The 20518-nt window shown below is 68.1% G+C and carries 19 protein-coding genes; all 19 read right to left on the reverse strand.

Translation table 11 applies throughout. The features are described from left to right. Genes ACOEQ1_RS07485 through bchB form a run of 19 tightly spaced genes read right to left on the reverse strand, consistent with a single transcriptional unit; the run spans position 1 to position 20515 of the window. Positions 1-156 carry a hypothetical protein gene (locus ACOEQ1_RS07485; protein ID WP_419758560.1) on the reverse strand — a complete coding sequence of 52 codons (156 nt, stop codon included), beginning with the start codon at positions 154-156 and terminating at the stop codon, positions 1-3. After that, complete coding sequence (locus ACOEQ1_RS07490) at positions 153-944, reverse strand: heme ABC transporter permease (RefSeq protein WP_419758561.1); 792 nt, start codon at positions 942-944, stop codon at positions 153-155. Before ACOEQ1_RS07490 ends, ACOEQ1_RS07485 begins: the two co-directional genes overlap by 4 nt. After that, positions 898-1941: a phytoene/squalene synthase family protein gene (locus tag ACOEQ1_RS07495; protein ID WP_419758562.1), complete on the reverse strand. Its 1044-nt coding sequence runs from the start codon at positions 1939-1941 to the stop codon at positions 898-900. The genes ACOEQ1_RS07490 and ACOEQ1_RS07495 overlap by 47 nt, the downstream gene beginning before the upstream one ends. After that, positions 1938-2204, reverse strand: coding sequence for a hypothetical protein (locus tag ACOEQ1_RS07500; RefSeq protein ID WP_419758563.1), 267 nt, complete (start codon positions 2202-2204; stop codon positions 1938-1940). The genes ACOEQ1_RS07495 and ACOEQ1_RS07500 overlap by 4 nt, the downstream gene beginning before the upstream one ends. Continuing rightward, positions 2201-3124 carry an alpha/beta fold hydrolase BchO gene (gene bchO / locus ACOEQ1_RS07505; RefSeq protein WP_419758564.1) on the reverse strand — a complete coding sequence of 308 codons (924 nt, stop codon included), beginning with the start codon at positions 3122-3124 and terminating at the stop codon, positions 2201-2203. Before bchO ends, ACOEQ1_RS07500 begins: the two co-directional genes overlap by 4 nt. Beyond that, positions 3121-4866, reverse strand: coding sequence for a magnesium chelatase subunit D (locus ACOEQ1_RS07510; RefSeq protein ID WP_419758565.1), 1746 nt, complete (start codon positions 4864-4866; stop codon positions 3121-3123). The genes bchO and ACOEQ1_RS07510 overlap by 4 nt, the downstream gene beginning before the upstream one ends. Beyond that, positions 4863-5942 carry a magnesium chelatase ATPase subunit I gene (gene bchI / locus ACOEQ1_RS07515; RefSeq protein ID WP_419758566.1) on the reverse strand — a complete coding sequence of 360 codons (1080 nt, stop codon included), beginning with the start codon at positions 5940-5942 and terminating at the stop codon, positions 4863-4865. Before bchI ends, ACOEQ1_RS07510 begins: the two co-directional genes overlap by 4 nt. Further along, on the reverse strand, positions 5939-7141 hold the full coding sequence (hemA, locus tag ACOEQ1_RS07520) for a 5-aminolevulinate synthase (RefSeq protein ID WP_419758567.1): 1203 nt from the start codon (positions 7139-7141) through the stop codon (positions 5939-5941). Before hemA ends, bchI begins: the two co-directional genes overlap by 4 nt. 28 nt (positions 7142-7169) lie before the next feature. After that, complete coding sequence (gene puhE, locus ACOEQ1_RS07525) at positions 7170-8966, reverse strand: putative photosynthetic complex assembly protein PuhE (protein WP_419758568.1); 1797 nt, start codon at positions 8964-8966, stop codon at positions 7170-7172. A 24-nt stretch (positions 8967-8990) separates the two neighbouring features. Then, positions 8991-10061, reverse strand: a complete 1071-nt coding sequence (acsF, locus tag ACOEQ1_RS07530; protein ID WP_419758569.1) for a magnesium-protoporphyrin IX monomethyl ester (oxidative) cyclase — start codon at positions 10059-10061, stop codon at positions 8991-8993. Beyond that, positions 10058-10336 carry a hypothetical protein gene (locus ACOEQ1_RS07535; protein ID WP_419758570.1) on the reverse strand — a complete coding sequence of 93 codons (279 nt, stop codon included), beginning with the start codon at positions 10334-10336 and terminating at the stop codon, positions 10058-10060. The genes acsF and ACOEQ1_RS07535 overlap by 4 nt, the downstream gene beginning before the upstream one ends. Next, positions 10333-10866 carry a photosynthetic complex assembly protein PuhC gene (gene puhC / locus ACOEQ1_RS07540; protein WP_419758571.1) on the reverse strand — a complete coding sequence of 178 codons (534 nt, stop codon included), beginning with the start codon at positions 10864-10866 and terminating at the stop codon, positions 10333-10335. The genes ACOEQ1_RS07535 and puhC overlap by 4 nt, the downstream gene beginning before the upstream one ends. 5 nt (positions 10867-10871) lie before the next feature. Further along, the gene (puhB, locus tag ACOEQ1_RS07545; protein WP_419758572.1) at positions 10872-11573 is read right to left on the reverse strand and encodes a photosynthetic complex putative assembly protein PuhB; all 702 of its coding nucleotides are present in this window, start codon (positions 11571-11573) and stop codon (positions 10872-10874) included. After that, positions 11570-12355 carry a photosynthetic reaction center subunit H gene (puhA, locus tag ACOEQ1_RS07550; protein ID WP_419758573.1) on the reverse strand — a complete coding sequence of 262 codons (786 nt, stop codon included), beginning with the start codon at positions 12353-12355 and terminating at the stop codon, positions 11570-11572. Before puhA ends, puhB begins: the two co-directional genes overlap by 4 nt. Beyond that, on the reverse strand, positions 12352-13806 hold the full coding sequence (locus tag ACOEQ1_RS07555; protein ID WP_419758574.1) for a BCD family MFS transporter: 1455 nt from the start codon (positions 13804-13806) through the stop codon (positions 12352-12354). Before ACOEQ1_RS07555 ends, puhA begins: the two co-directional genes overlap by 4 nt. Then, positions 13803-14501: a magnesium protoporphyrin IX methyltransferase gene (gene bchM, locus ACOEQ1_RS07560; protein ID WP_419758575.1), complete on the reverse strand. Its 699-nt coding sequence runs from the start codon at positions 14499-14501 to the stop codon at positions 13803-13805. Before bchM ends, ACOEQ1_RS07555 begins: the two co-directional genes overlap by 4 nt. Next, the gene (bchL, locus tag ACOEQ1_RS07565) at positions 14501-15424 is read right to left on the reverse strand and encodes a ferredoxin:protochlorophyllide reductase (ATP-dependent) iron-sulfur ATP-binding protein (RefSeq protein WP_419758576.1); all 924 of its coding nucleotides are present in this window, start codon (positions 15422-15424) and stop codon (positions 14501-14503) included. Before bchL ends, bchM begins: the two co-directional genes overlap by 1 nt. Continuing rightward, on the reverse strand, positions 15421-19008 hold the full coding sequence (locus ACOEQ1_RS07570) for a magnesium chelatase subunit H (RefSeq protein ID WP_419758577.1): 3588 nt from the start codon (positions 19006-19008) through the stop codon (positions 15421-15423). Before ACOEQ1_RS07570 ends, bchL begins: the two co-directional genes overlap by 4 nt. After that, positions 18998-20515, reverse strand: coding sequence for a ferredoxin:protochlorophyllide reductase (ATP-dependent) subunit B (gene bchB / locus ACOEQ1_RS07575; RefSeq protein WP_419758578.1), 1518 nt, complete (start codon positions 20513-20515; stop codon positions 18998-19000). The genes ACOEQ1_RS07570 and bchB overlap by 11 nt, the downstream gene beginning before the upstream one ends. Positions 20516-20518 lie beyond the last annotated feature (3 nt).

Consider the following 20518-nt stretch of genomic DNA (forward strand, 5'->3'; position numbering starts at 1 on the left):
TCATGGCGTGCGGCCCCGGCGGCGCGGGCTTTCCGCTTCGAGTGCCGCGAGCCGCCGCCTCGCCTGTCCATGGCGGAACCAGGCGTTCACGGAAAGCGCCAGTGCCGCGACGATTGCGACCCCGTAGGAGCCCGCGATGAACGGAAGGTTGGTCATGCGTTCACTCCATCGGCGCGCTGCACGCGGGCCATGAGCAGAGACCCGATGCGCCGCTCCATCACGGCCGCCCGCAGCCGCGCGAGCACCAGGGCCGCGAAAAGAAGGGTAAAACCGAGTGCACAGACCAGCAAAGGGTCCAGCATGGACGCCGGCATGGTGGTCTGGCTGAAGATATGGATCGTGTCCGGCTGGTGCAGCGTGTTCCACCAGTCGACGCTGAACTTGATGATGGGGAGGTTCACCGCCCCAACCAGCGCCAGGATGGCGGCGGCGCGAAAACCGCGCTCCTGATTGTCGAAAGCCCGGATGAGCGCGATCTGGCCGAGGTAGAGGAAAAACAGCACGAGCACCGAGGTGAGCCGCGCGTCCCAAACCCACCAGGCGCCCCACATGGGCTTGCCCCAGAGGCTGCCGGTGATGAGGCAGACGGCGGTGAATACAGCACCCACAGGCCCGATCTCCATGGCCGCGAGATCGGCCAGGGGATGCCGCCACACGATGGACAGCAAGCCGCAGATCGCGAGCGCGCCGTAGCCCATCGAAGCGAGCCAGGCCGCGGGCACATGGACGTACATGATCCGCACAGCGTCGCCCTGCTGCCAATCGGCCGGAGAAAAGAACATTCCCCAAACCAGCCCCGCAACCGTCACGATGCCGGCACTCGCCACCAGCCAAGGGAGGATGCGGCCAGACAGCCGCAGGAACTGCCCCGGGTTGGCGAAGCGATGAAGACTGCGGCTAGGCTTCGGCCGCGCGGTCGACAGCGCTGGGTTCAGAGCTTCCATTGACCCGATCCAGTTCGTTGAGGCGGGCGAACAACTCGACCACCCAGCCAATCCTATCATCCACCTGCTGCCAGGGCGCGACCGCACGCGGCGAAGACGGCCCCGGCCAGACGGCTCCGACCAGGAAGTCACTCGCGGCGGCAGGCGGCAGCAACACGCCCTCTCTACCGAAGAAACAGCCCGAAAGCAGCGTCAACTTGCGGCTCAGCGGCACGACGGCCCGTGTTGAGACCGAATCGTGCCCTGCCTGCGCCACCGCTTCGCCGATGCCGTCATAGAGCAGGCGCGCCGCCCGGATGGCGGGCCGGCAGCGGGCGGGCAGCCGGGCAATGCCAGGTTCCGCCCGTGCGTAGAGACGCGCGGCCTCCGCCAGCAGCCGGGCCACGATCCGGCCAAGTCCCGGCGTGAAGCGTGGCTCGGCAAGCCAAGCCTCGGGGTCGATGCCCTCCGCCCGCAGCCAGGAGAGCGGCAGGTAGAGGCGGCCGGCACGTGCGTCCTCCCCCACGTCGCGGGCGATGTTGGTCAGCTGCATCGCGCAGCCGAGGTCGCAGGCGGAGGAAAGCATGGCGGGATCACGCGTGCCCATCAGCAGCGCCATCATCACGCCGACGGTGCCGGCAACCCGCATCGCATAACCGATGAGAGACGGCAGATCGTCGTAGCGCCGCGCCTCGACATCCCAGGCGAAGCCCTCGAGCAGCGCTTCCGGCAGGGCGCGCGGCAGGGCGAAATCCGCCACGACGGCGGCGAAGGCCCGGTCCACAGCGTCTCCTGTGGTGCCGGCATAAATCGCGTCGAGCCGCGCCCTCAGCGCCGCGAGCGCTTCGGCCTGATCGTCGCTGAGATCGATGGCGTCGTCGGCCGCGCGGCAGAAGGCGTAAAGCGCGGTCGCCGGCGCGCGCACCCGGGCCGGCAGGAACAACGAAGCCATCGCGAAGGAGCGCGAGCCGGTCTGCAACGTCGCCGCGCAGGCGCTGAGATCTGCGGCTGCGATCATGCGAACCACCGGGCGCGGAGATCGGTGAGATGCGCCACCAACGCCCCCGCGAGGCAGAGGCCGACCCAGGCATCCCCCGCGCCCGACATCCCGCAGCGCAGGGCCGCGAGCAGGAAGGCACCCGCGGCGAGGTTGGCGAGCAGGGCCGAGGGCGCGATGCCGCGTCCGGTCGCCCAGCGCAGCAGCAGCAGACCGACAGCCTCGGCCAGCACGAGGATCAGGATCAGGTCGATGACGCGGCCGTTCATGAAGAGGGCCGTCATGCGCAGTCCGCCAGCGTCATCGGCTGCCCCCGCTCGGGTTGATCCATGATGGCCGCCTCCTCGATCAGCCGGGCGACCAGTCCCGGCTCCTCCTCATGGGCAAGATGGCCGAGGCCGGGCAGAAGCACCACCCGTCCGTCCGGCAACCGGGCCGCCACCCGCGTCGCATCCTCGGGCGGCACCATGCCGTCCTTGTCGCCGACGATCAGCGTCACGGGCGCATCGAGGCGCGTGAGGTCGAGGTCGTCGAGGTTCCACCGCGCCATCATCCGCAAGGCGCCACCGACATGGCCGGGGCGGCCCATCAGCCGGGCATAGAACTTCCGGCCGTCGGCATCGATGCGCGAGCCGGTTGCGGCCAGCAGCCTGTCGACCGTCTTCTCCTGCCGAGCCTGCAGCGCGAATATCCACGCGGTCGCGGGGCTGTTCGACAGGAGACGGGCCATGACGGAATAGAGCGCACCCTGATGCTGCGGCATCGGCGAAAGGGCGCCGTTGAGGCTGACCAGCGGCACCGGCGCGATGAGGTGGAGCAGCATCAGCCGCGCCGCGACAGCCGCCCCGGCGGAATGACCGACGACCATGGCCGGCTGCACGCCCAGAACCTTGAGCATGGCCGCGACGGACCGCGCCATGCCATCTGAGGTCATCAGCGTCGGTGCCGGATGGCCGGTGAAGCCATGGCCGGGCAGATCAGGCGCGACCACAGTGAAGCGCTCGGCGAGGATCGGGGCGAGGTCTCGCCAGGAATGGGTCGAGGCGCCCATGCCGTGTAGCAGCAGGATGACCGGACGACGCGCGGCGAGCCCCGGCCCCATGACCTGCACATGCCAGCGCAAGCCACCGGCGAGCACGAAGCGGCTGGCGCTCCGGTTCGGCCAGTCTCGCCCGTCCCGCCCCCAGTCCGGTGCGCCGATCATGCGGCGGCCCTCACGGCACGGCTGACCGCCGCCGCATCCGCCCGCGGTAAAACGAGACACCGCGCGCCCATGGCCGCCGCGATGCGCGCCGCCTCCGGCTGCGGCCGCGGCGAAATGTCGATCACCAACGCGGGCAGCCCGGACGCCCGGAGATGGCGCGCGACCCGCTCGGCATCGGCCATGGCACGGCTGCGATCCATCACCCCATCCAGCGCCACGTTGGCGCGCCCATCCGTCAGCATCACCAGCTTCGGCGTTTCGCCCTGGCGCCGCAAGGTTTCGGCAAGGGCACGCGCCGCCTCCATGCCGGCGGCGAGCGGCGTGCCGCCACCGCCAGGCAACGCGCCCAGGCAACGACGCGCCCGCGCAAGCGCTCCCGTCGGCGGCAGCAGCAGCTCCGCCCCGGTCCCTCGGAAGGCAAACAGTGCCACCTGATCGCGCCGGAGATAGCATTCCGCGAGCATCAGCTCGACCGCACCCTTTGCCTCCGCCAGCCGGTTGAGCGCAGCAGAACCGGAGGCGTCCACGACAAAAACGGTTGTGGCGCGCGGCGCGGACTTATAGCGACGCACATGGAGGTCGCCGGCACGGAAAGCGATACGGCCGCCGGCGCCGTTCCGGCGAAGCCGCTGCCATGGCGCGGCGGCACGCAGCGTCTCCACCACATCCAGGCGCAGGCCATTGTTCGGGCGACCCGGTCGCGAGGCAATCGGCCGGCCACGCCGCGTGCCGCTCGGCTTGGCGGTAACGCGGCCAGCCTGACGGCCGCCGTGACGATCCGCCGGGCCGCCGGCGGCAAGCTGGGCGAGAAGATCGGGCGGCAAAGAGGCCACCGCCGCCTGCAGAACCGCCTCAGCCAGCGCCTCCGCCATGGCCAGTTCTTCCGCGGACGGCGCCTCGGCCTCCTCGTTCGCGGCCTCACCCTTGTCCAAGTCCGGCGCCGCGTCCTCGGGCTCAGGCGCCCCCGGCTCCCCGGCGCTTTGCGGCACGCGGGTCGCACGATGGGCGAGCACGAGTTGAGCCGCGAGTGTGGCGTCAGCCTCCGTCATCGCATGCCGCCCGTCCAAGGCCGCCGCAGCGCGCGCGACGCGCAGCGCCAGCCACTCGGCCCGGGCCGAACCGATGCCCAGAGCCTCAGCGGTGGCGCAAAGCGCCTCCACCACAGCCGCATCGGCCGTGACGGGACCGTGATGCGCCGTCGCCTCTTCAGACACGGCCATCGTTTCGGACAAGCGCACGCCATCAAGCTCGATGCGGAAAGCGAGCCGGTCAGCCAACCCAAGCGGCAGGCTCTCCTCGGTCCCCTCATCGAGCAGAACCAGCCCGACACGCGCCGGATGGCGGATCGTGAAACCGTCGCGCTCGGCCGCCACCTCGCCGAGATCGAGCATGGCGGCAAGCCGCGCCGCCGTGGCGCCGGAAAGCCGCTCCGCCGAACCGATGACGACGATCCCGCCATCCGCCTCGGCAAGCAACCCGCGTGCGATGGCCGCCTGGCCGCTGGCGAGGGTCACGCCGAGATCAAGGCCGCCGAGCAGCCGGTCATCCGCAATGGTCGCCGGACAGCGGCTCCAAGGCGCCTCGACCGGCATCATCGCCCGCAGCATCCCGAGGAAACGGTCCCGCACAGGGCCGGCCGCGGCCTTCACCTGGATGCCGGTGCCGAAGGGGTCGTGGGCGAAGAGCCGCGCCACGACAGTCGCGACCGTCCAGGCGGAGGCAGCGGTCGAGCTATCGCTCATGCGGCGCCAAACAGATCAGCGAGGGCGCGCTCGACCCTGGGGCCGGCGCCAGCCTCGTCCAGCGGATTGCGGCGCAGCCGGTGCCGCAGCGCGGGCAGCGCAACCCGCCGCAGGTGCCCCGCCGCGATCGTCTCGTCGCCATCCAAGGCCGCAAGCGCACGGGCGGCTCGTAGCAGGGTCAGTTCGCCGCGCAGCCCATCGGTGCCAAGCGCGATGCAGAGCCGGGCCGCCAACTCCAGCACCACGTCCGGCGTCGCCATGCTGCCGAGGCGCACGCGGGCCGCGAGGATGCGGCTGCCAAGCTCGCGCTCGGCCTCGGCCCATTGGTCGAGGAACGCGCTGGAATCGGTGTCGAAGGCATCGCGCCGCCGCAGAACCTCGACGCGCTCGGCGACGGTGCCGGGTGTCGATACCTCCACGGCCAGTCCGAAGCGGTCGAGCAGTTGCGGGCGGAGATCGCCCTCCTCCGGGTTGCCGCTGCCGACCAGCACGAAGCGTGCTGGATGACGAACGCTGAGCCCCTCGCGCTCGACCACATTCTCGCCCGACGCCGCCACGTCCAGCAGAAGGTCGACGAGATGGTCTTCGAGCAGATTGACCTCGTCGATGTAGAGGAACCCGCGATGGGCGCGGGCGAGCAGCCCGGGCTGGAACTGCTTCACGCCATCGACCAGGGCACGTTCGAGATCGAGGGCGCCGACGAGCCGGTCCTCGGTCGTGCCGAGTGGAAGGTCGACCGTCGGCACGGGTGCGAGACGCTCGCGGCGCCCCTGTGGGGCCGCTTCCGCGCAGGATGGGCAGGCGCCGATGTCGGCGGCCGGATCGCAGTGATACGGGCAGTCCGCCACCACCCGCATCGCCGGCAGCAGCCCGGCGAGCGCCCGCACGGCCGTGGACTTGCCGGTGCCGCGGTCGCCCATCACCAGCACGCCGCCGATGCCGGGATCGACCGCTGCCAGCAGCAGGCAGAGCTTCATCTCCGCCTGGCCGACGATGGCGCTGAACGGGTAGACGCGCCGGCCCCGAGGCGCGGACGCCTCGACACGCGTGTCAGCCGCGGCGAGCACCTCGCTCATGCGGCCCGGCGCAGCTGGAAGGCCGACCAGACCTGGCCGAGCGAGTCCGCGAGATGCGCGATATCCGCGTCGGTATGCAGCGGCGACGGCGTGATACGGAGGCGCTCGGTGCCTTTCGGGACAGTCGGGTAGTTGATCGGCTGCACGTAGATGCCGAACTCATCGAGCAGCATGTCCGTCATCGCGCGACATTTGACCGGGTCGCCGACGATGACCGGCACGATATGGCTTGGGTTCGCGTAGTGCGGCACGCCCTCGGCATCGAGCGCCGAGCGAACGCGCGCCACGCGGTCTGCATGGCGGGCGCGGAGGTCGTCCCGATCCGCGAGTTCGTTGATCGCGGCGAGTGCCCCCGCCGCCACCAGAGGCGGCAAGGCGGTGGTGAAAATGAATCCCGAGGCGAAGGAGCGGACGAAGTCGCACACCGCCGCCGAGCCCGCGATGTAGCCGCCGATGACACCGAAGCCTTTGGCGAGCGTCCCCTCGATGATCGTGAGCCGGTGCGCCTGCCCGTCCCGCGCCGCGATGCCCGCGCCGCGCGGACCATACATGCCGACGGCATGAACCTCGTCGAGATAGGTCATCGCGCCATGGCGCTCGGCGGCATCGCAGATCGCGGCGATGGGCGAGATGTCGCCGTCCATCGAATAGACGGATTCGAAGACGACGAGCTTCGGCGTTTCGCGTGGCAACTCCGCCATCCGGCGCTCGAGATCCGCGGCGTCGTTATGGGCGAAGATCTCGCAGCGCGCGCGGCTGTGGCGAATGCCCTCGATCATCGAGGCGTGGTTGGAGGCGTCGGAGAAGACGACGCAACCGGGGATATGCGAAGCGAGCGTGCTGAGGCTCGCCCAGTTGGACATGTAGCCCGAGTTGAAGAGGAGTGCGGACTCCTTGCCGTGCAGCCCGGCGAGCGCACGTTCCAGCGCCACATGGGCGGTGCCGGTGCCGGAGATGTTGCGCGTGCCGCCGGCGCCCGCACCGTTCTGGTCGAGCGCCGCATGCATCGCGGCGATGACCTGCGAACTCTGCCCCATGCCGAGATAGTCGTTGGAGCACCAGACGGTGACCTCATGCCCGCCTGCAAGCGAAACATGCGGGAACTTCCCGGGCGTCCGTTCCAGCTCCGCGAAGCGGCGATAGTTGCCGTGACGCTTCAGCCCGTCGATCCGCTGCTGGAAGAACTCCTGGTAATCCATCGCCTCGTCTCCCCTTCTGGGATGTTGTTCAGGCAACCGCGGGAAGCGGCACGGTCAGGTCGTCCATGGTGCTGCGCGCACCGAAACTGTCGGCAAGAAGGCTTTCCTTCAGGTGCCGCCCGATCGCGATGACGCGCGGGGTCTCCTCGCCCTTGGGTGCGAAGGCCGCGATCGAGGGCCGCCCTCCGGCTATGTCGAAGCGGACCCAGCCATCCCCCATGCGGGCGATACCCTTGAGCCGCTCGAGATCCCCGGCCGCACCATCGGCGAGCCGATCGAGGAGCATGAGCAGAGACTCCGGCTCGACGGGCGCCTGGATCAGCCCGCTCCACGAGTCGAAATTCAGCGCGTCCCCATGGGCATGGTCATGGTCGTGATGGTGGTGTTCGTGATCGTCATGATGGTCGTGATGCGCGTGGTGCTCATGCTCATGATGCTCGTGGGCGTGCGTCGTGTGGTCCTCACGCGCGGCCGTAAGCGCCAGCGGCAGGATCGGTCCTGCAGCCGCAATGCCGAAACTCGCCCGCATGATCGGCGCGGTCGGGTTGAGGCTGCGCAGCGTCGTTTCCACCATCATCAGTTCCGCAGGTCCGACGAGATCCACCTTGTTGAGCACCAGCATCGAGGAGAGCCGCGCCTGCGCGTCCAGCTGCGCCGGCAGGCGGCCATAATCGCGCAGGAACGCGCCGCCATCTATGACGGTGGTCACAGACAGGCTCCGCACCAGCGGACCGAGATCGGGCGCGCGCATCACGCCGAGCAGCGAGGCGAGATCGGCGACGCCACTGGGCTCGATCAGCACACGCTCGGGCGCCCACTGAGCGACCACCGTCTTCAGCTGGGCTGCGAGATCCTTGCGGAGCGAGCAGCAGATGCAGCCATTCGGTAATTCGACCACATCGGCCCCGCGCTCCCGCAGAAGCGAGCCGTCAACACCGACGCTGGCGAAATCGTTGACCAGGACGACGGTGCGGGGGCCGGCCGTTTGAAGGCGGGCGCGCATGAAGGTGGTCTTGCCGGCGCCAAGGAAGCCCGAAACCACCTCGGCATCGAAGGGCTTCGCAGCCTTGCGGGATTTGAGGCTCCAACCCCAGAGGGCGGCGGCCGGCAGCGGCAGCATGAGCAGCCAATGCTCGACGATGGCGAGGCCCATCAGCATGGCCAGGAAGCAGAAGCCCGCGGCATCGAAGCGGCTGCCATGGGCTTGGACCGCCGCCTGCACCAGCTTTACCAGGATCACCGTCGAGATGGTGATGGAGAGCGGGAACAGCAGGTTCATCGGCTTCTTGGTCAGGAAGGACTTCAGGAACTGCAGATGCTCCGGCAGGAACTCCTCGTTGAGGTTCCGCACGCCGAGGAAGACGTTAAGCTTGGCGCTTTGATGCATCCACCACAGGACCATGAAGGTCCACATGCCGATCTGGTTCTTCGACCCCCAGGTGATGGCGACGATGACGATGCCCATGGCGATGATCGCCAGCTCATGCCAGAGGCTGGTCTGGATGGCGTGGCCGAAATGCTTCCAGCCGCTGCATCCCTCCGGGCAGGGCTGCTTACGCGTGCCGGTGACGTAGCCCATGTAGAAGCTGATTTCCTGCCAGCCCCAGGCGAGCAGTCCGCAGGTGAAGGCGCAATAGGCGCCCACGATGCTCGCGTCATTCCGGCTCGCATAGACGCCCCAGAGCGAGAACACCATCAGGAGGGTCGCGCCGAGGATGCTCCATTTGAAAGTCTTCCCCGGCAGACCGTCGAGATACATGATCACGCCGGTGCTGAACCACCAGATGAACAGCGCGTAGAGAGCCGGAAGCGCGTACAGGACCATGTCGTCTATCCTACCAAGGACCGCTTACCAGGCCGGGGCCATACGAACGTCGGCCGGCATCGCATTCTGCTTCGTCGGCAGCAGGAAAAGCCGCACGAACGTCGCCGCCACCTGCGCCAGCAGCGCGAGACGCCGCGCGCGGCCGAACAGGAAACCCTGACGCTTCGCCGCCTGCATTTTGAGGCCGAGAATACGCAAGCGCTCCAACCCGCGGCGGAAGCGCGGATCGTCGATATCGAGCTCCACCGGGAACACCTGGCGGGCAATGTCCTGCGTGATGCGGAACACCGTGTAATCGTATTCGGTCGGGTTCAGGCCGAGCGCCTTGTGGAAGACGGGCCGAGCATGATCCCGCACATACATCGTGGCAAACACGGCAAGCAGGAAAAACCTGATCCAAAGCTTGTTGACACCCTGGGTCAGCTTCGGATCGGCACGCATCAGCAGAGCGAATGCCTCGCCATGGCGGAACTCGTCGCCGCACCAGTTCTCGAACCACTGGAAGATGGGATGGATCCGGTGCTCGGAGTGCCGCTCCAGCTGGCGGTAGATCGTGATGTAGCGGGCGTAGCCGATCTTCTCGGAGAGGTATGTCGCGTAGAAGATGAACTTCGGCTTGAAGTAATGATATTTCTTCGTGCGCGTCAGGAAGCTGAGATCGACGCCGACGCCGAAATCCTTGAGGCTATCGTTGATGAAACCCGCGTGCCGCGCCTCGTCGCGCGCCATGACGCTGAAGAGCTCCTTCACGTCCGGATTGGTGATCCGCTTCTTGATCTCGGCATAGAGCACGCAGCCTGAAAACTCCGCCGTCACCGAACTCACCAGGAAATCGAGAAACTCGCGGCGGAGTTCCGGCTCCATGGTGGTGATGTCGCCATCGAAGCGATGGTCGCGGATGAAGTGGTTGCGGTTGGGGTCGCTTCTCATCTCGGCGATCAACCCGTCCCATTCGCGACGGACGAGATCGACGTTCAGCTTGTCCATGTAGTCGAAATCAGTGGTGTAGAAGCGCGGGCTCAGGACCGTGTTCTCAACGGCGGACTTCGTCGTCTCGTTCAGACGAGCGGCCCGTTGTTCAAGCGTCGTGCTCATTGTGCGCCCTCCGCGTCGAAGCCGACTTCGTACAGATCGGTCAGCGAGAAAATCTCGGTAGCCCGCGTCCAGGCGCGCCGCAGCGGCCCCGCGCGCCGCACCGTGATGCGGCATTCGCGAACGAGCTGCTCGTTGAAACCGATGCCGCTTGGCGCATCATGCAGCAGAACCTCGTCCCCGGGCTGGATCTCGATATCCAGCGGAACGGAATAGGCGTGGAAGCTGTAGGGCGTCTGCTCGAGGTCGAGCAGGCAACGCGCTTCGACGGTCTTCATCGCGATGCCTCCCTAGCCGCTACATGCTGAGCCGGGTGCGGCAGCAACCTGGCGAAAGCCGCCTCGTTGGCCGAGCCGAAAGCTTCAAGGTCGATCATGGTGTCGGTCGGCGGATCGGAGAGGATCAGCCGGCCATCTCCGGTCGCGGTCAATGTGAGGGGCGTCTCCTGGCTCATGTGCGCCTTCTCCCGGCGAAGCGCGATACTGTGCAGCACCCCGCGCATGAAGCCATCACCATTCGTCTGCAGCACGTCGAGCGTGGCTCCCGTGCGCGCGTCCCGCATCGCGATCACGCCGTCGCCCTTCTGATCGATCCGGAAGGACCGCACCGAGATCGTGGCGCCGGTCGGCAAGGGCTTGCCCGGCAGCATGATTATGCCTCCAGCCACCAAGACCATGGCGGCGGCGATCACCGGCGGCCAGGCGATGCGGCGATGCCCCGGCGAACCTGCCGGCGCGGTGAAGGACCTGCTCCACGGCAGCTTGTAGTACGGAACCGACGGTCGGTCCTGATGCGATGTGGCGCTCATGACCATCAATCTCCGGTCATCGCGACGGACGCGGGAATGCGACCGCCCAGGGCCTCGGCGCTTTCGGCGGCCGGTGCCGTGTCAAAGGCCGCCACCGTCTGCCCGGCGCTCGCCGCCAGGGCGCGGGCCAGGATCTGCGCCACGCGCGCGGCATCTGGCACGGAGCGCAACATCGGCTGCACGCGCCGGGTGCGCCACGGCCGCGCATGCGGCCAGAGGGTGATGTAGCCAACGCGCGTCGCACCGGCGAGGAGCAGCGGAATGTCGCCGCTGCCGTCCCGGAAGAGCCGCAGATCGGCGTTCTCGACCATGGTGAAGGGCAGGTTCAGGCTCATGCTGATGGCCACGCCCACGCGCAGCACGATCCGCTTCTCGGTGATCGTATAGACGGTCGTCTTGGCGACGAAATAGGCGAAGGTGGAGAGAAGCGCGATCGCAACCGAGCCCAGGAAGAGCAGGGCGAAGAGCGACCACCACATCTGCTGGGTCTGCACCATCATCGAACGCACCAGGCAGATCGCGGCGAGGATGCCGAAGTAGATCGTCAGCTTGCGCACATGAAGCACGCGGAAGGCGACGTTCTTCCAGGATGGCGCACCCTGCCAGAGCAAGGTCTCGCCCTTCGGCAGGGGAGCTGGCAGCCCGTGCGGAACCCGGCCGAGGCTGCTGGTGTTGCCGGCCCGGATGACGCGGAGGGGCGCGCTCATAGCATCGGCCTCGAACGCTCGTAGGTCGCGAGCAGCTGACCGCCGCCGAAGTAGCCGACGAGCTTGTCTTCCTCGAAGCGCGTGACGCATTCGTCGCTGCGCGTCCTCGGCACATCCGCGAACTGGTGGGCCAGGATGGATGTCACGGAGACCTCCCTCATCTGCTTGCGGAAACGAACGAAGCTGTGCGGGACGAGGACGCGCTGTCCCTCGAAGCCCGGCAGGGTCAGGGCGACCTCGAGGTAGCGGACAGCCTCCTCGATCTCGTCCAGCCAGATGTCCGAGATGATGCCGGGGCTGAGCCGGTCGGCGGCCACGACCCGCCAGCCGCGCGGATCGGGCGAGGCCGGATGAAGATAGTACTGGATGCCGTCACGCAGCGGCACGATCTTGTATTTGCCGTCGATGGTGAGATCGGGCTCGTCGAGCCGATGCGCGTATGCGGCCGGCCCGAGGCCATCGACCAGCGGATTGCCTGTGGGCTCCAACGGCGAACCGGGGAACAGCCCGGCCGAACGCGCCCCGACCGGGATTGTCGGCGTCTCCGGACGCGGCGCGTAGGAGACGCCGCCATGATACAGCCGAAACATCTTCGGCGTGGGAACGTCGGGGATGCCTTCCGCGACCGCGATGTCGGTCTGACCGAGCAACTCGGATACGAGTGGATAGCCCTCGCGCTTATCTTCACGCCGCAGGTAGAGGATGAGGCCCGCGAAGAACGCCCAGAAGGCGTAAAGCGTGATTTGGGCCGCGTCGATGTAGTGCCCGAGACCGCCGGTCATGCGAGGTGCTCCTTCCTTGAAGGATGTTCAAAATCTGTAGTGGACGCCGATGGATAAGAGAAGCGTACGAGCGGCCCGAGAACGATGAGAGTGGCGAAGAGGAGAACCATCTCCAGACCGTAGACGGCTTCGTAGCCGGTTGCGGAGTCAAGCACGGACGCACCGAGCGCGCCGCTGAGAGCCAGATGCGCGACCGTATCGTGTAGCAGACCGCCGGCCGCGATGGCGGCACCGGCGGCGAAGGCCTGCACCGCACCCCAGGAGCCGAGCTTGAGACCGACACGGACTTTGCCGGACGCGTCGACCGCGCTCGACAGCGTGCCGACGAGGAACAACGCCGCCCCGCCACCGATCAGTGTCGTGCCCACCGCGAAGAGCCAAGGAGCATGCATGGGAGCGGCGAAGATGACGAAGCTGAAAGCGAACAGGCCAACGAGCACGCCCATCGCCGCAACGCGGTGTTGATCGGTCCGGCGGTGCAGGAGCCAGCCCCCGCCCGCAAAGCCACAGAGGCCGCCAACCGCGAGCAAGGCGGTCAGCGCGGTCGTCGCCGCCACGGGCAGGCCGAGCACCTGGCCGCCATAGGGCTCGAGCAACACGTCCTGCAGGCTGAAGGCGATGGTGCCGAAGGCAACCGCGAGCAGTCGGCGCCGCGCCTGCGGCTCGCCCATGAGTTCGGCCATGGACGAGCGGAACGAGCCCGCAGTCTCCGCCACGCCCGACAGGACCCGGCGCGGCTCCTGCTTCCAGAGCGCGGCGCAGTTCAGGACCATCGTCATCAGGGCGGCGCCCTGGATCACCTGGATGAGCTTCTCGACCGTGAAGTGCGAGAGAAGAACTCCGAAAAGCACCGCGCTGATGAGCACACCGACCAGCAGCATGGCGCAGAGCACCGCGACCACCTGCGGCCGGGACCGCTCGGGCGCGATGTCGGTGGCGAGAGCGAGGCCCACCGTCTGCGTCGTATGCAGCCCAGCGCCTGTCAGGAGGAACGCGACCGACACCGCGAAGGAACCGACCCAGGGCGCGCAATGCCCGCCGCCGGCGCCTGAGAGCACCAGCAGGGCGAAGGGCATCATCGCCAGCCCGCCGAACTGCAGCATGGTGCCGAACCAGAGATAGGGCGTCCGCCGCCAGCCGAGCAGCGAACGGTGATTGTCCGAGCGGAAGCCGATCAGGGCGCGCGCCGGGGCGAAGACCAGCGGCAGCGCCACCATGATCGCCACCAGCCGGGCAGAGACGCCGAGCTCCACGATCATCACACGATTGAGCGTGCCGACAACAAGCGCGATGGCCATGCCGACGGAGACCTGAAACAGCGCCAGCCGCAGCAGGCGCTTCAGCGGCAGTTCCTCCGACACCACATCGGCGATCGGCAGCCAGCCAAGCCCGAGCTTGTTCCAGAAGCGGAACGCGCGGGAGCCCGCAGTGTCGTGCGATGTGGCGCTCACCGCCGCACCATTTCGAGCGCCTGGGACTTGTAGAACCCGCTCTGGATCCGCTGTGTCCGCAGACGCATCCAGCCAGAGCTACCAAGCGCGGCCTCAAGCCGGCGGCTCAGCACCCCCTCACCCACCGGCTCGATGGCGGGCGCGCGGTCGCCGCGCGGAAACAGGCGGCCCATGGCATGCATGACCGAGAGCGCCGGAGTGCGAGGCGCGAAAGTGACGACCATGCTGGTCGAGGTGCGGGCGGCGAGCGCCGAGATTGCCTCCACCATCTCCCGCGCCGGGTAATGGATCAGCGAGTCCATGGCGACGACGTGGTCGAAGCGGCCGAAGGTCGGGTCGAGCATGTCGCCGGGAATGAAGGAAACGCGATGAGCGAGCTCCGCCGGAATGCGGGTCCGCGCGAGGTCGAGCAGGGTGCCGGCGAGGTCGACCGCGACCACCTCCGCACCGCGCCGGGCGGCTTCCACCGCCACCGCTCCGGTGCCGCAACCGGCATCGAGCAGGCGGCAGCCAGTGAGGTCCTGCGGCAACCAGCCCAGGAGGGTCGCGCGCATCTCGTCGCGGCCGGCGCGGACCGTCGCGCGGATGCGGCTGACCGGCGCGTCGGAGGTGAGGCGCGCCCAGGCCTGCGCCGCCGTGCGGTCGAAGTAGGTTTCCAGTTCGCCGCGGCGGCGCTCGTAGGTGGTGGTGGCCATCACTCGAACCCAAGCAGATCGAAGATGTCGCGATCGCGCAGCGGCTTGGCGTCCTGATTAGGGGCGCCTGCCCAGAGGCTCGCGGCGAGGCGCGTGTATTCGGCCTGCACGGCGAGAACCTCGGGCGTCTCCTCCATCTCGAAGAGCGTCGCCTTCTTGAGGCGGCTGCGACGGATGGCGTCGAGATCGGGGAAATGTGCGAGCGTCGTGAGGCCAGCGGCGGCGTTGTACTTGTCGACCTGATCGGTGCCCGCGCTGCGGTTGACGATCACGCCGCCGAGCCGCACGTCGTAGTTGCGCGCCTTGGCCGCGATCGCCGCGACGATGCGGTTCATCGCGAAGATGCTGTCGAAATCATTGGCGGCGACGATAAGCGCCTGATCGGCATGCTGCAGCGGGGCCGCGAAACCGCCGCAGACCACATCGCCCAGCACGTCGAAGATGACGACATCGGTATCCTCGAGGAGGTGATGGTCGCGCAACAGCTTCACCGTCTGCCCGACCACGTAGCCGCCGCAGCCGGTGCCAGCCGGCGGGCCACCCGCCTCGACGCACATGACGCCGCCGGTGCCCTGGACGAGAAAATCTTCGGGCCGCAGTTCCTCGGGGTGGAAGTCGACACCTTCCAGCACATCGATCACCGTCGGGATCAACCGCTTGGTCAGCGTGAATGTGCTGTCGTGCTTGGGGTCGCAACCGATCTGCAGAACCCGGTGCCCGAGCCGCGCGAAGGCCAGAGACAGATTGGACGAGGTCGTGCTCTTGCCGATGCCGCCCTTGCCGTAGACGGCGAAGACCTTGGCCGCGCCGGTCTTGCGCGGCGCGTCCATGCGGACCTGCACGCTGCCTTCGCCGTCCTCCACGCAGGAGGTGGAGCAGCCGGCCGCCTTGCGGAGAAGGTCGGGCTTGGTGACGATCGTCATGCGGCTACTCCCACGGACATGCCTTCGAGCCGGTCCTCGATAGCCTCGCCCGCCTGGCGGAGCTTTTCGAGGATCGACGGATCAGGGTTCCAGTATTTGCGATCGTTCGCCTCGAGCAGGCGATTGGCGATCCGGGCTGAGGCGACCGGGTTGAGCGCGCAGAGCCGCTCGCGCATGCCGGGCTCGAGAACGAAGGTTTCACTGAGCTTTTCGTAGACCCAGGGCGCCACCTGTCCGGTCGTCGCCGACCAGCCGAGCGTGTTCGTCACCTGCGCCTCGATCTGGCGGACGCCCTCGTAGCCATGAGAGAGCAGCGCCTCGTACCATTTCGGGTTGAGCGCCCGCGTGCGGGTCTCGAGCGAGACCTGCTCCGACAGGCTGCGAACCAACCCGTCGCCGCGCGTCTGGTCGCCGATATAGACGGAAGCCGCCTTGCCGCCACGCTCCCGCCGAACCGCGCGGGCGATCCCGCCCAGCGTGTCGAAGTAGGTGTCGACGGTGGTGACGCCGAGCTCGACCGATTCGAGGTTCTGATAGGCGACATCGACGCCTTTGAGGACATGCGCGAGCACCCGGTCCTGCCGCTCGGCGCGGCCGGCCATCCCGTAGGCAAAGCCCTTGCGGCGGACGAAGGCCTCGGCGAGTTCGTCCTCGTCGTTCCAGGCGCCGCTGTCGATCAGCTGGTTGACGTTGGACCCGTAGGCGTCCTCGGCATTGCCGAAGACCCGCAGCGCCGCCGTCTCCAGATCGCCGCCGTGCTCGGCCATAAAGGCGAGCGCGTGGGCACGGATATGGTTGAGCTCCACCGGCTCATCGGCGCTCGCGGCGAGCAGCGCGGCCTCGGCCAGCAGCTTGACCTGCAGGGGCAGAAGATCACGGAAGATCCCGGAGAGCGTCAGCACGACATCGACGCGGGGGCGGCCAAGCCGCTCCAGCGGAACGAGCTGCGCGCCGGTCAGGCGGCCGTAGCTGTCGTGCCGGGGTTCGGCGCCGAACAGCCAGAGCGCCTGGGCGATCGGGCCGCCCTCGGTCTTCAGGTTGTCGGTGCCCCAAAGCACCATCGCCACCGTCTCGGGCAGCCCATTGCCGTCCGCCGCATGGCGGGCGAGCAGCCGGTCAGCCTGCCGGGCGCCATCCTGCACGGCGGCGGCGCTCGGAATGCGGAAGGGGTCGAGCCCATGCAGGTTACGGCCCGTCGGCAGCACCTCCGGCGTGCGGAGCAGGTCGCCGCCGGGCGCCGGACGGATATAGCCGCCGTCGAGGGCGTGCAGGATCGCGGTGAGTTCGGTGTCCTGCGAAAGGGCGAGGTCCATCGCGTTCCGCAGCGCGAGATCGGTAATACCAGCGGACTCGATGATGTCGGCCCGAGCCTCGGCGGAAGGCGCCCGGCCCACGACATGCAGGCCGTGCGGGATGAGGGTCAGTTCCAGCTCCAACAGCGCGGTGCGGAGCTGCGCGATGGCGGCTACGGCATCGGTCCAGGCGGGCTCGGCCGGCGCGAGATCGACCAGATAGGCCTGCGCCTGGATGAGCTGTTCGAGGTCCCAGCGCTGCGTCGGGTCGACATCGGGCTCCAGCCCACGCCAGCGGTCGATCGAGGTCTTGAGGTCGAGCAGGCCACGGTAGAGGCCGGCCTTGCCGACGGGCGGCGTCAGGTAGCTGATGAGCGCGGCACCGGCGCGGCGCTTGGCGAGCGCACCCTCGGACGGATTGTTGCAGGCATAGAGGTAGAAGTTCGGCAGGTTGCCGATCAACCGGTCGGGCCAGCAGGCCTCGGAAAGACCGGCGTGCTTGCCGGGCATGAATTCCAGGGCGCCGTGAGTGCCGAAGTGGAGCACCGCGTGGGCCGCGAAATCCTCGCGCAGCCAGCGGTAGAAGGCCGAGAAGGCGTGGGTGGGCGCGAAGCCATGCTCGAAGAGCAGGCGCATCGGGTCGCCCTCATAGCCGAAGGCGGGCTGGATGCCGACGAAGACGTTGCCGAAACGCTCGCCCAGCACCTGGATGCTGCTGCCGTCGCTGTTCTGGCGGCCGGGAGCCGGACCCCAGGTCTTCTCGATCTCCGCGAGCCAAGTCTCGCGCCGCACATGGTCGGCAGCCGGAATTCGCACGGCGACGTTGGCATCGGTGCCGAAGCGGGCCGCGTTGCCCTTGAGGATGCGGTCACGCAGCGCGTCGACCGTTGCCGGCACCTCGACCTGATAACCGCCGTCGGCCAGCGCCTGCAGCGTGTTGTGCAGAGACTCGAAGACCGAGAGATACGCAGCGGTGCCGGTGCTGCCGGCATTGGGCGGGAAGTTGAACAGCACAACCGCGACGCGGCGCTCGGCCCGCTCGGACCGGCGCAGGCTCACCAGCCGGGCGACACGGCCAGCGAGCATCCCTGCCCGCTCCTCATGCACGACCATCAGCCGGCGATGGCTGTCGCCGGAGGAGGACCGGCCGCCGAAGGTCATCGGCCAGATGCCGCCATCGAGCTCCGGGATCGCCACCATCATGGCGGCCTCGACCGGCATTAGCCCGCGCGCATCCGTCTGCCATTGCTCCAGCGTCTGGAACTCGACCGGATGGGCGGTGATGTAGGGCACGTCGAAGCGCGCCAGGATCTCGTCGGCTGACTTCGCATCGTTGTAGGCTGGGCCACCGACGAGCGAGAAACCCGTGAGCGAGACGATGGCGTCGACGATGGAGACGCCGTTCGCCATGAAATACTGCTCCATGGCCGGGCGGCCATCGAGGCCGGCGGCGAAGGCCGGGATGACGCGCAGGCCCTGGGCCTCCAGCGCCGTGATGACACCGGCATAATGAGCGGCATTTCCTGCGAGCACGTAGGAGCGCAGCAGCAGAACGCCTACGGTGCCGCGAAGGCCGCCCCGACGTGGCAGCTTCGAAAGGTCGGTGGTCACGCCACCCTCGACGGCGGGATGATAAAGCCCGACATCCGGATACTGCACCGGCGCGGCGGCGCGGACAGTGCCGGCGATGGTTTGGCGGGCGCCAGTGGCGTAACGGTCCACCAGCAACCGCACCATGTTGACGAGGTTGGTCTCGGAACCGCCGAGCCAATACTGCATCGCGAGGAAATAGATGCGCGCGTCCTGCGCCGTGCCCGGAATGAACTTCAGCAGCGTCGGCAGGCGGCGCAGCATCTTCATCTGTGCTTGACCGCTGGCGGGCCGGCCCTCCTTCGAGCTGCCGCGCAGGCGCTTCAGCAGAGCGAGGCCGCCACCGGCTTTGGCATCCATGGTGAACTTGCCGAGCCGCGTGAGGCGCACCACCTCGCCCGCCGACATCACGCCGAGCATCGCGTCGCAATGATCGCGCCGCGCCTTCAGCGCCGGCAACACCGCGCGGATGTGGTCCTCGAGGAACAGCATCGCGGCAACGACGATGTCGCCCCGCTCGATGTCGGCAAGGCACGCGTCGAGCAGCGCCGGGTCCTGGCCCCACTCGTCGGCCGTATGAACACGCAACTCAAGGCCGGGGATGTCGCGCCGCAGGATCTCTTCCGCCGCCTCCGCCGCATGGGCGAGGTAGCTGTCCATCGTCACGATGACGATGCGGAAAGGCGTGGAGTCAGCGCGCATAATGCGCCCTCGCATCGTAGAGTGTCTGGAGAGAGATGCTGGCCACGCCGCGTTCGCGGGCGAAGACTTCGGTGTTGCGGCGAGCCTTGCCGCGAACGAAGATCGGGATCTTCTTGAGGGCCTGATCGGCCTCGGGAAGCCATGTTGTCGCGTCAAGAACGGCCACCTCGGCGACCGCTTCCCCCGCCGGGACGGACGTGACGCCGAGATGAGAGGGCGCCGCGCCCTCGCCAAATTCGCTGTCCTCGCGGAACATCGCCAGCAGATGTTCCTCCAGCCCCATCATGAGCGGATGGACCCAGGTGTCGAAGAGCACGTTGGCGCCCTCGAACCCCATCTGCGGCGAGTAGCGCGCCGGGAAGTCCTGCACATGCACCGGCGATGAGATGACAGCGCAAGGAATGCCGAGCCGCTTGCAGATGTGCCGCTCCATCTGCGTGCCGAGCACCAGCTCCGGCTCGGTCGCCGCGATCTGCGCCTCGACATCGAGATAGTCGTCGCTGATGAGCGCCTCGACACCGTAGGACGCTGCGGCCTGACGCACGTCCCGCGCATATTCGCGGGAATACGTGCCGAGGCCGACGAGTGCAAAACCAAGTTCATCGACCGCCACGCGGGCGGCGGCAATGGCGTGGGTCGCGTCGCCGAAGATGAAGACCTTCTTGCCCGTGAGGTAGTTGGCGTCCACCGAACGCGAGTACCAGGGCAAATTGCTGTTGCGCTCGCAATCGGCGGCGGAAAGGCCCGCAAGTGCGGCGACCTCGGCGACGAAATCGCGCGTGGCGCCGACGCCGATCGGCACCGTCTTCACCCGCTTCTGTCCGAACTGCCGCTCCAGCCAGCCCGCCGCCGTGTCCGCGATCTCGGGATAGAGCACGACGTTGAAATCCGCCTCGCCGAGCCGGGCGAGATCGGCGGGGCTGGCGCTCAACGGTGCCACCACATTGACGGCAACGCCCAGGCGTCCGAGCAGCGACTCGATTTCGCGCACGTCGTCGCGGTGGCGGAAGCCGAGCGCGGTCGGTCCGAGCAGGTTGCAGCAGGGCTGGCGGCCCTCGCGGGGCAACGGCTGGCCCGCCGCGAAGCGCCGGACGAGCTGGTAGAACGTCTCGGAGGCGCCCCAGTTCTCCTTGCGCTGATACGAGGGCAAGTCGAGCGCGATCACCGGCACGTCCAGCCCGCGCGTGAGGCCCTCGGGATTGTCCTGGATCAACTCGCCGGTGCAGGAGGCGCCGACCAGCAGCACCTCAGGGCGGAACCGCTCGACGGCCTCGCGCGCGGCGGTCTTGAAGAGTTCCGCCGTGTCGCCGCCGAGGTCGCGGGCCTGGAAGGTCGTGTAGGTCACGGGCGGACGACGATCCCGCCGCTCGATCATCGTGAAGAGCAGGTCCGCATAGGTGTCGCCCTGTGGGGCGTGCAGCACGTAGTGCACACCGGTCATCGCGGAGGCGATACGCATCGCGCCCACATGCGGCGGTCCCTCATAGGTCCAGAGGGTGAGCTTCATTGC

The organism is Acidisoma sp. (genome assembly GCF_965199065.1).
Lineage (GTDB): Bacteria > Pseudomonadota > Alphaproteobacteria > Acetobacterales > Acetobacteraceae > Acidisoma.

What these genes read in the sequence shown, in the direction of transcription:
- ACOEQ1_RS07485 (WP_419758560.1), bottom strand. Translation starts at nt 156, where the DNA reads ATGACCAACCTTCCGTTCATCGCGGGCTCCTACGGGGTCGCAATCGTC.
- ACOEQ1_RS07490 (WP_419758561.1), bottom strand. Translation starts at nt 944, where the DNA reads ATGGAAGCTCTGAACCCAGCGCTGTCGACCGCGCGGCCGAAGCCTAGC.
- ACOEQ1_RS07495 (WP_419758562.1), bottom strand. Translation starts at nt 1,941, where the DNA reads ATGATCGCAGCCGCAGATCTCAGCGCCTGCGCGGCGACGTTGCAGACC.
- ACOEQ1_RS07500 (WP_419758563.1), bottom strand. Translation starts at nt 2,204, where the DNA reads ATGACGGCCCTCTTCATGAACGGCCGCGTCATCGACCTGATCCTGATC.
- bchO (WP_419758564.1), bottom strand. Translation starts at nt 3,124, where the DNA reads ATGATCGGCGCACCGGACTGGGGGCGGGACGGGCGAGACTGGCCGAAC.
- ACOEQ1_RS07510 (WP_419758565.1), bottom strand. Translation starts at nt 4,866, where the DNA reads ATGAGCGATAGCTCGACCGCTGCCTCCGCCTGGACGGTCGCGACTGTC.
- bchI (WP_419758566.1), bottom strand. Translation starts at nt 5,942, where the DNA reads ATGAGCGAGGTGCTCGCCGCGGCTGACACGCGTGTCGAGGCGTCCGCG.
- hemA (WP_419758567.1), bottom strand. Translation starts at nt 7,141, where the DNA reads ATGGATTACCAGGAGTTCTTCCAGCAGCGGATCGACGGGCTGAAGCGT.
- puhE (WP_419758568.1), bottom strand. Translation starts at nt 8,966, where the DNA reads ATGGTCCTGTACGCGCTTCCGGCTCTCTACGCGCTGTTCATCTGGTGG.
- acsF (WP_419758569.1), bottom strand. Translation starts at nt 10,061, where the DNA reads ATGAGCACGACGCTTGAACAACGGGCCGCTCGTCTGAACGAGACGACG.
- ACOEQ1_RS07535 (WP_419758570.1), bottom strand. Translation starts at nt 10,336, where the DNA reads ATGAAGACCGTCGAAGCGCGTTGCCTGCTCGACCTCGAGCAGACGCCC.
- puhC (WP_419758571.1), bottom strand. Translation starts at nt 10,866, where the DNA reads ATGAGCGCCACATCGCATCAGGACCGACCGTCGGTTCCGTACTACAAG.
- puhB (WP_419758572.1), bottom strand. Translation starts at nt 11,573, where the DNA reads ATGAGCGCGCCCCTCCGCGTCATCCGGGCCGGCAACACCAGCAGCCTC.
- puhA (WP_419758573.1), bottom strand. Translation starts at nt 12,355, where the DNA reads ATGACCGGCGGTCTCGGGCACTACATCGACGCGGCCCAAATCACGCTT.
- bchM (WP_419758575.1), bottom strand. Translation starts at nt 14,501, where the DNA reads ATGGCCACCACCACCTACGAGCGCCGCCGCGGCGAACTGGAAACCTAC.
- bchL (WP_419758576.1), bottom strand. Translation starts at nt 15,424, where the DNA reads ATGACGATCGTCACCAAGCCCGACCTTCTCCGCAAGGCGGCCGGCTGC.
- ACOEQ1_RS07570 (WP_419758577.1), bottom strand. Translation starts at nt 19,008, where the DNA reads ATGCGCGCTGACTCCACGCCTTTCCGCATCGTCATCGTGACGATGGAC.
- bchB (WP_419758578.1), bottom strand. Translation starts at nt 20,515, where the DNA reads ATGAAGCTCACCCTCTGGACCTATGAGGGACCGCCGCATGTGGGCGCG.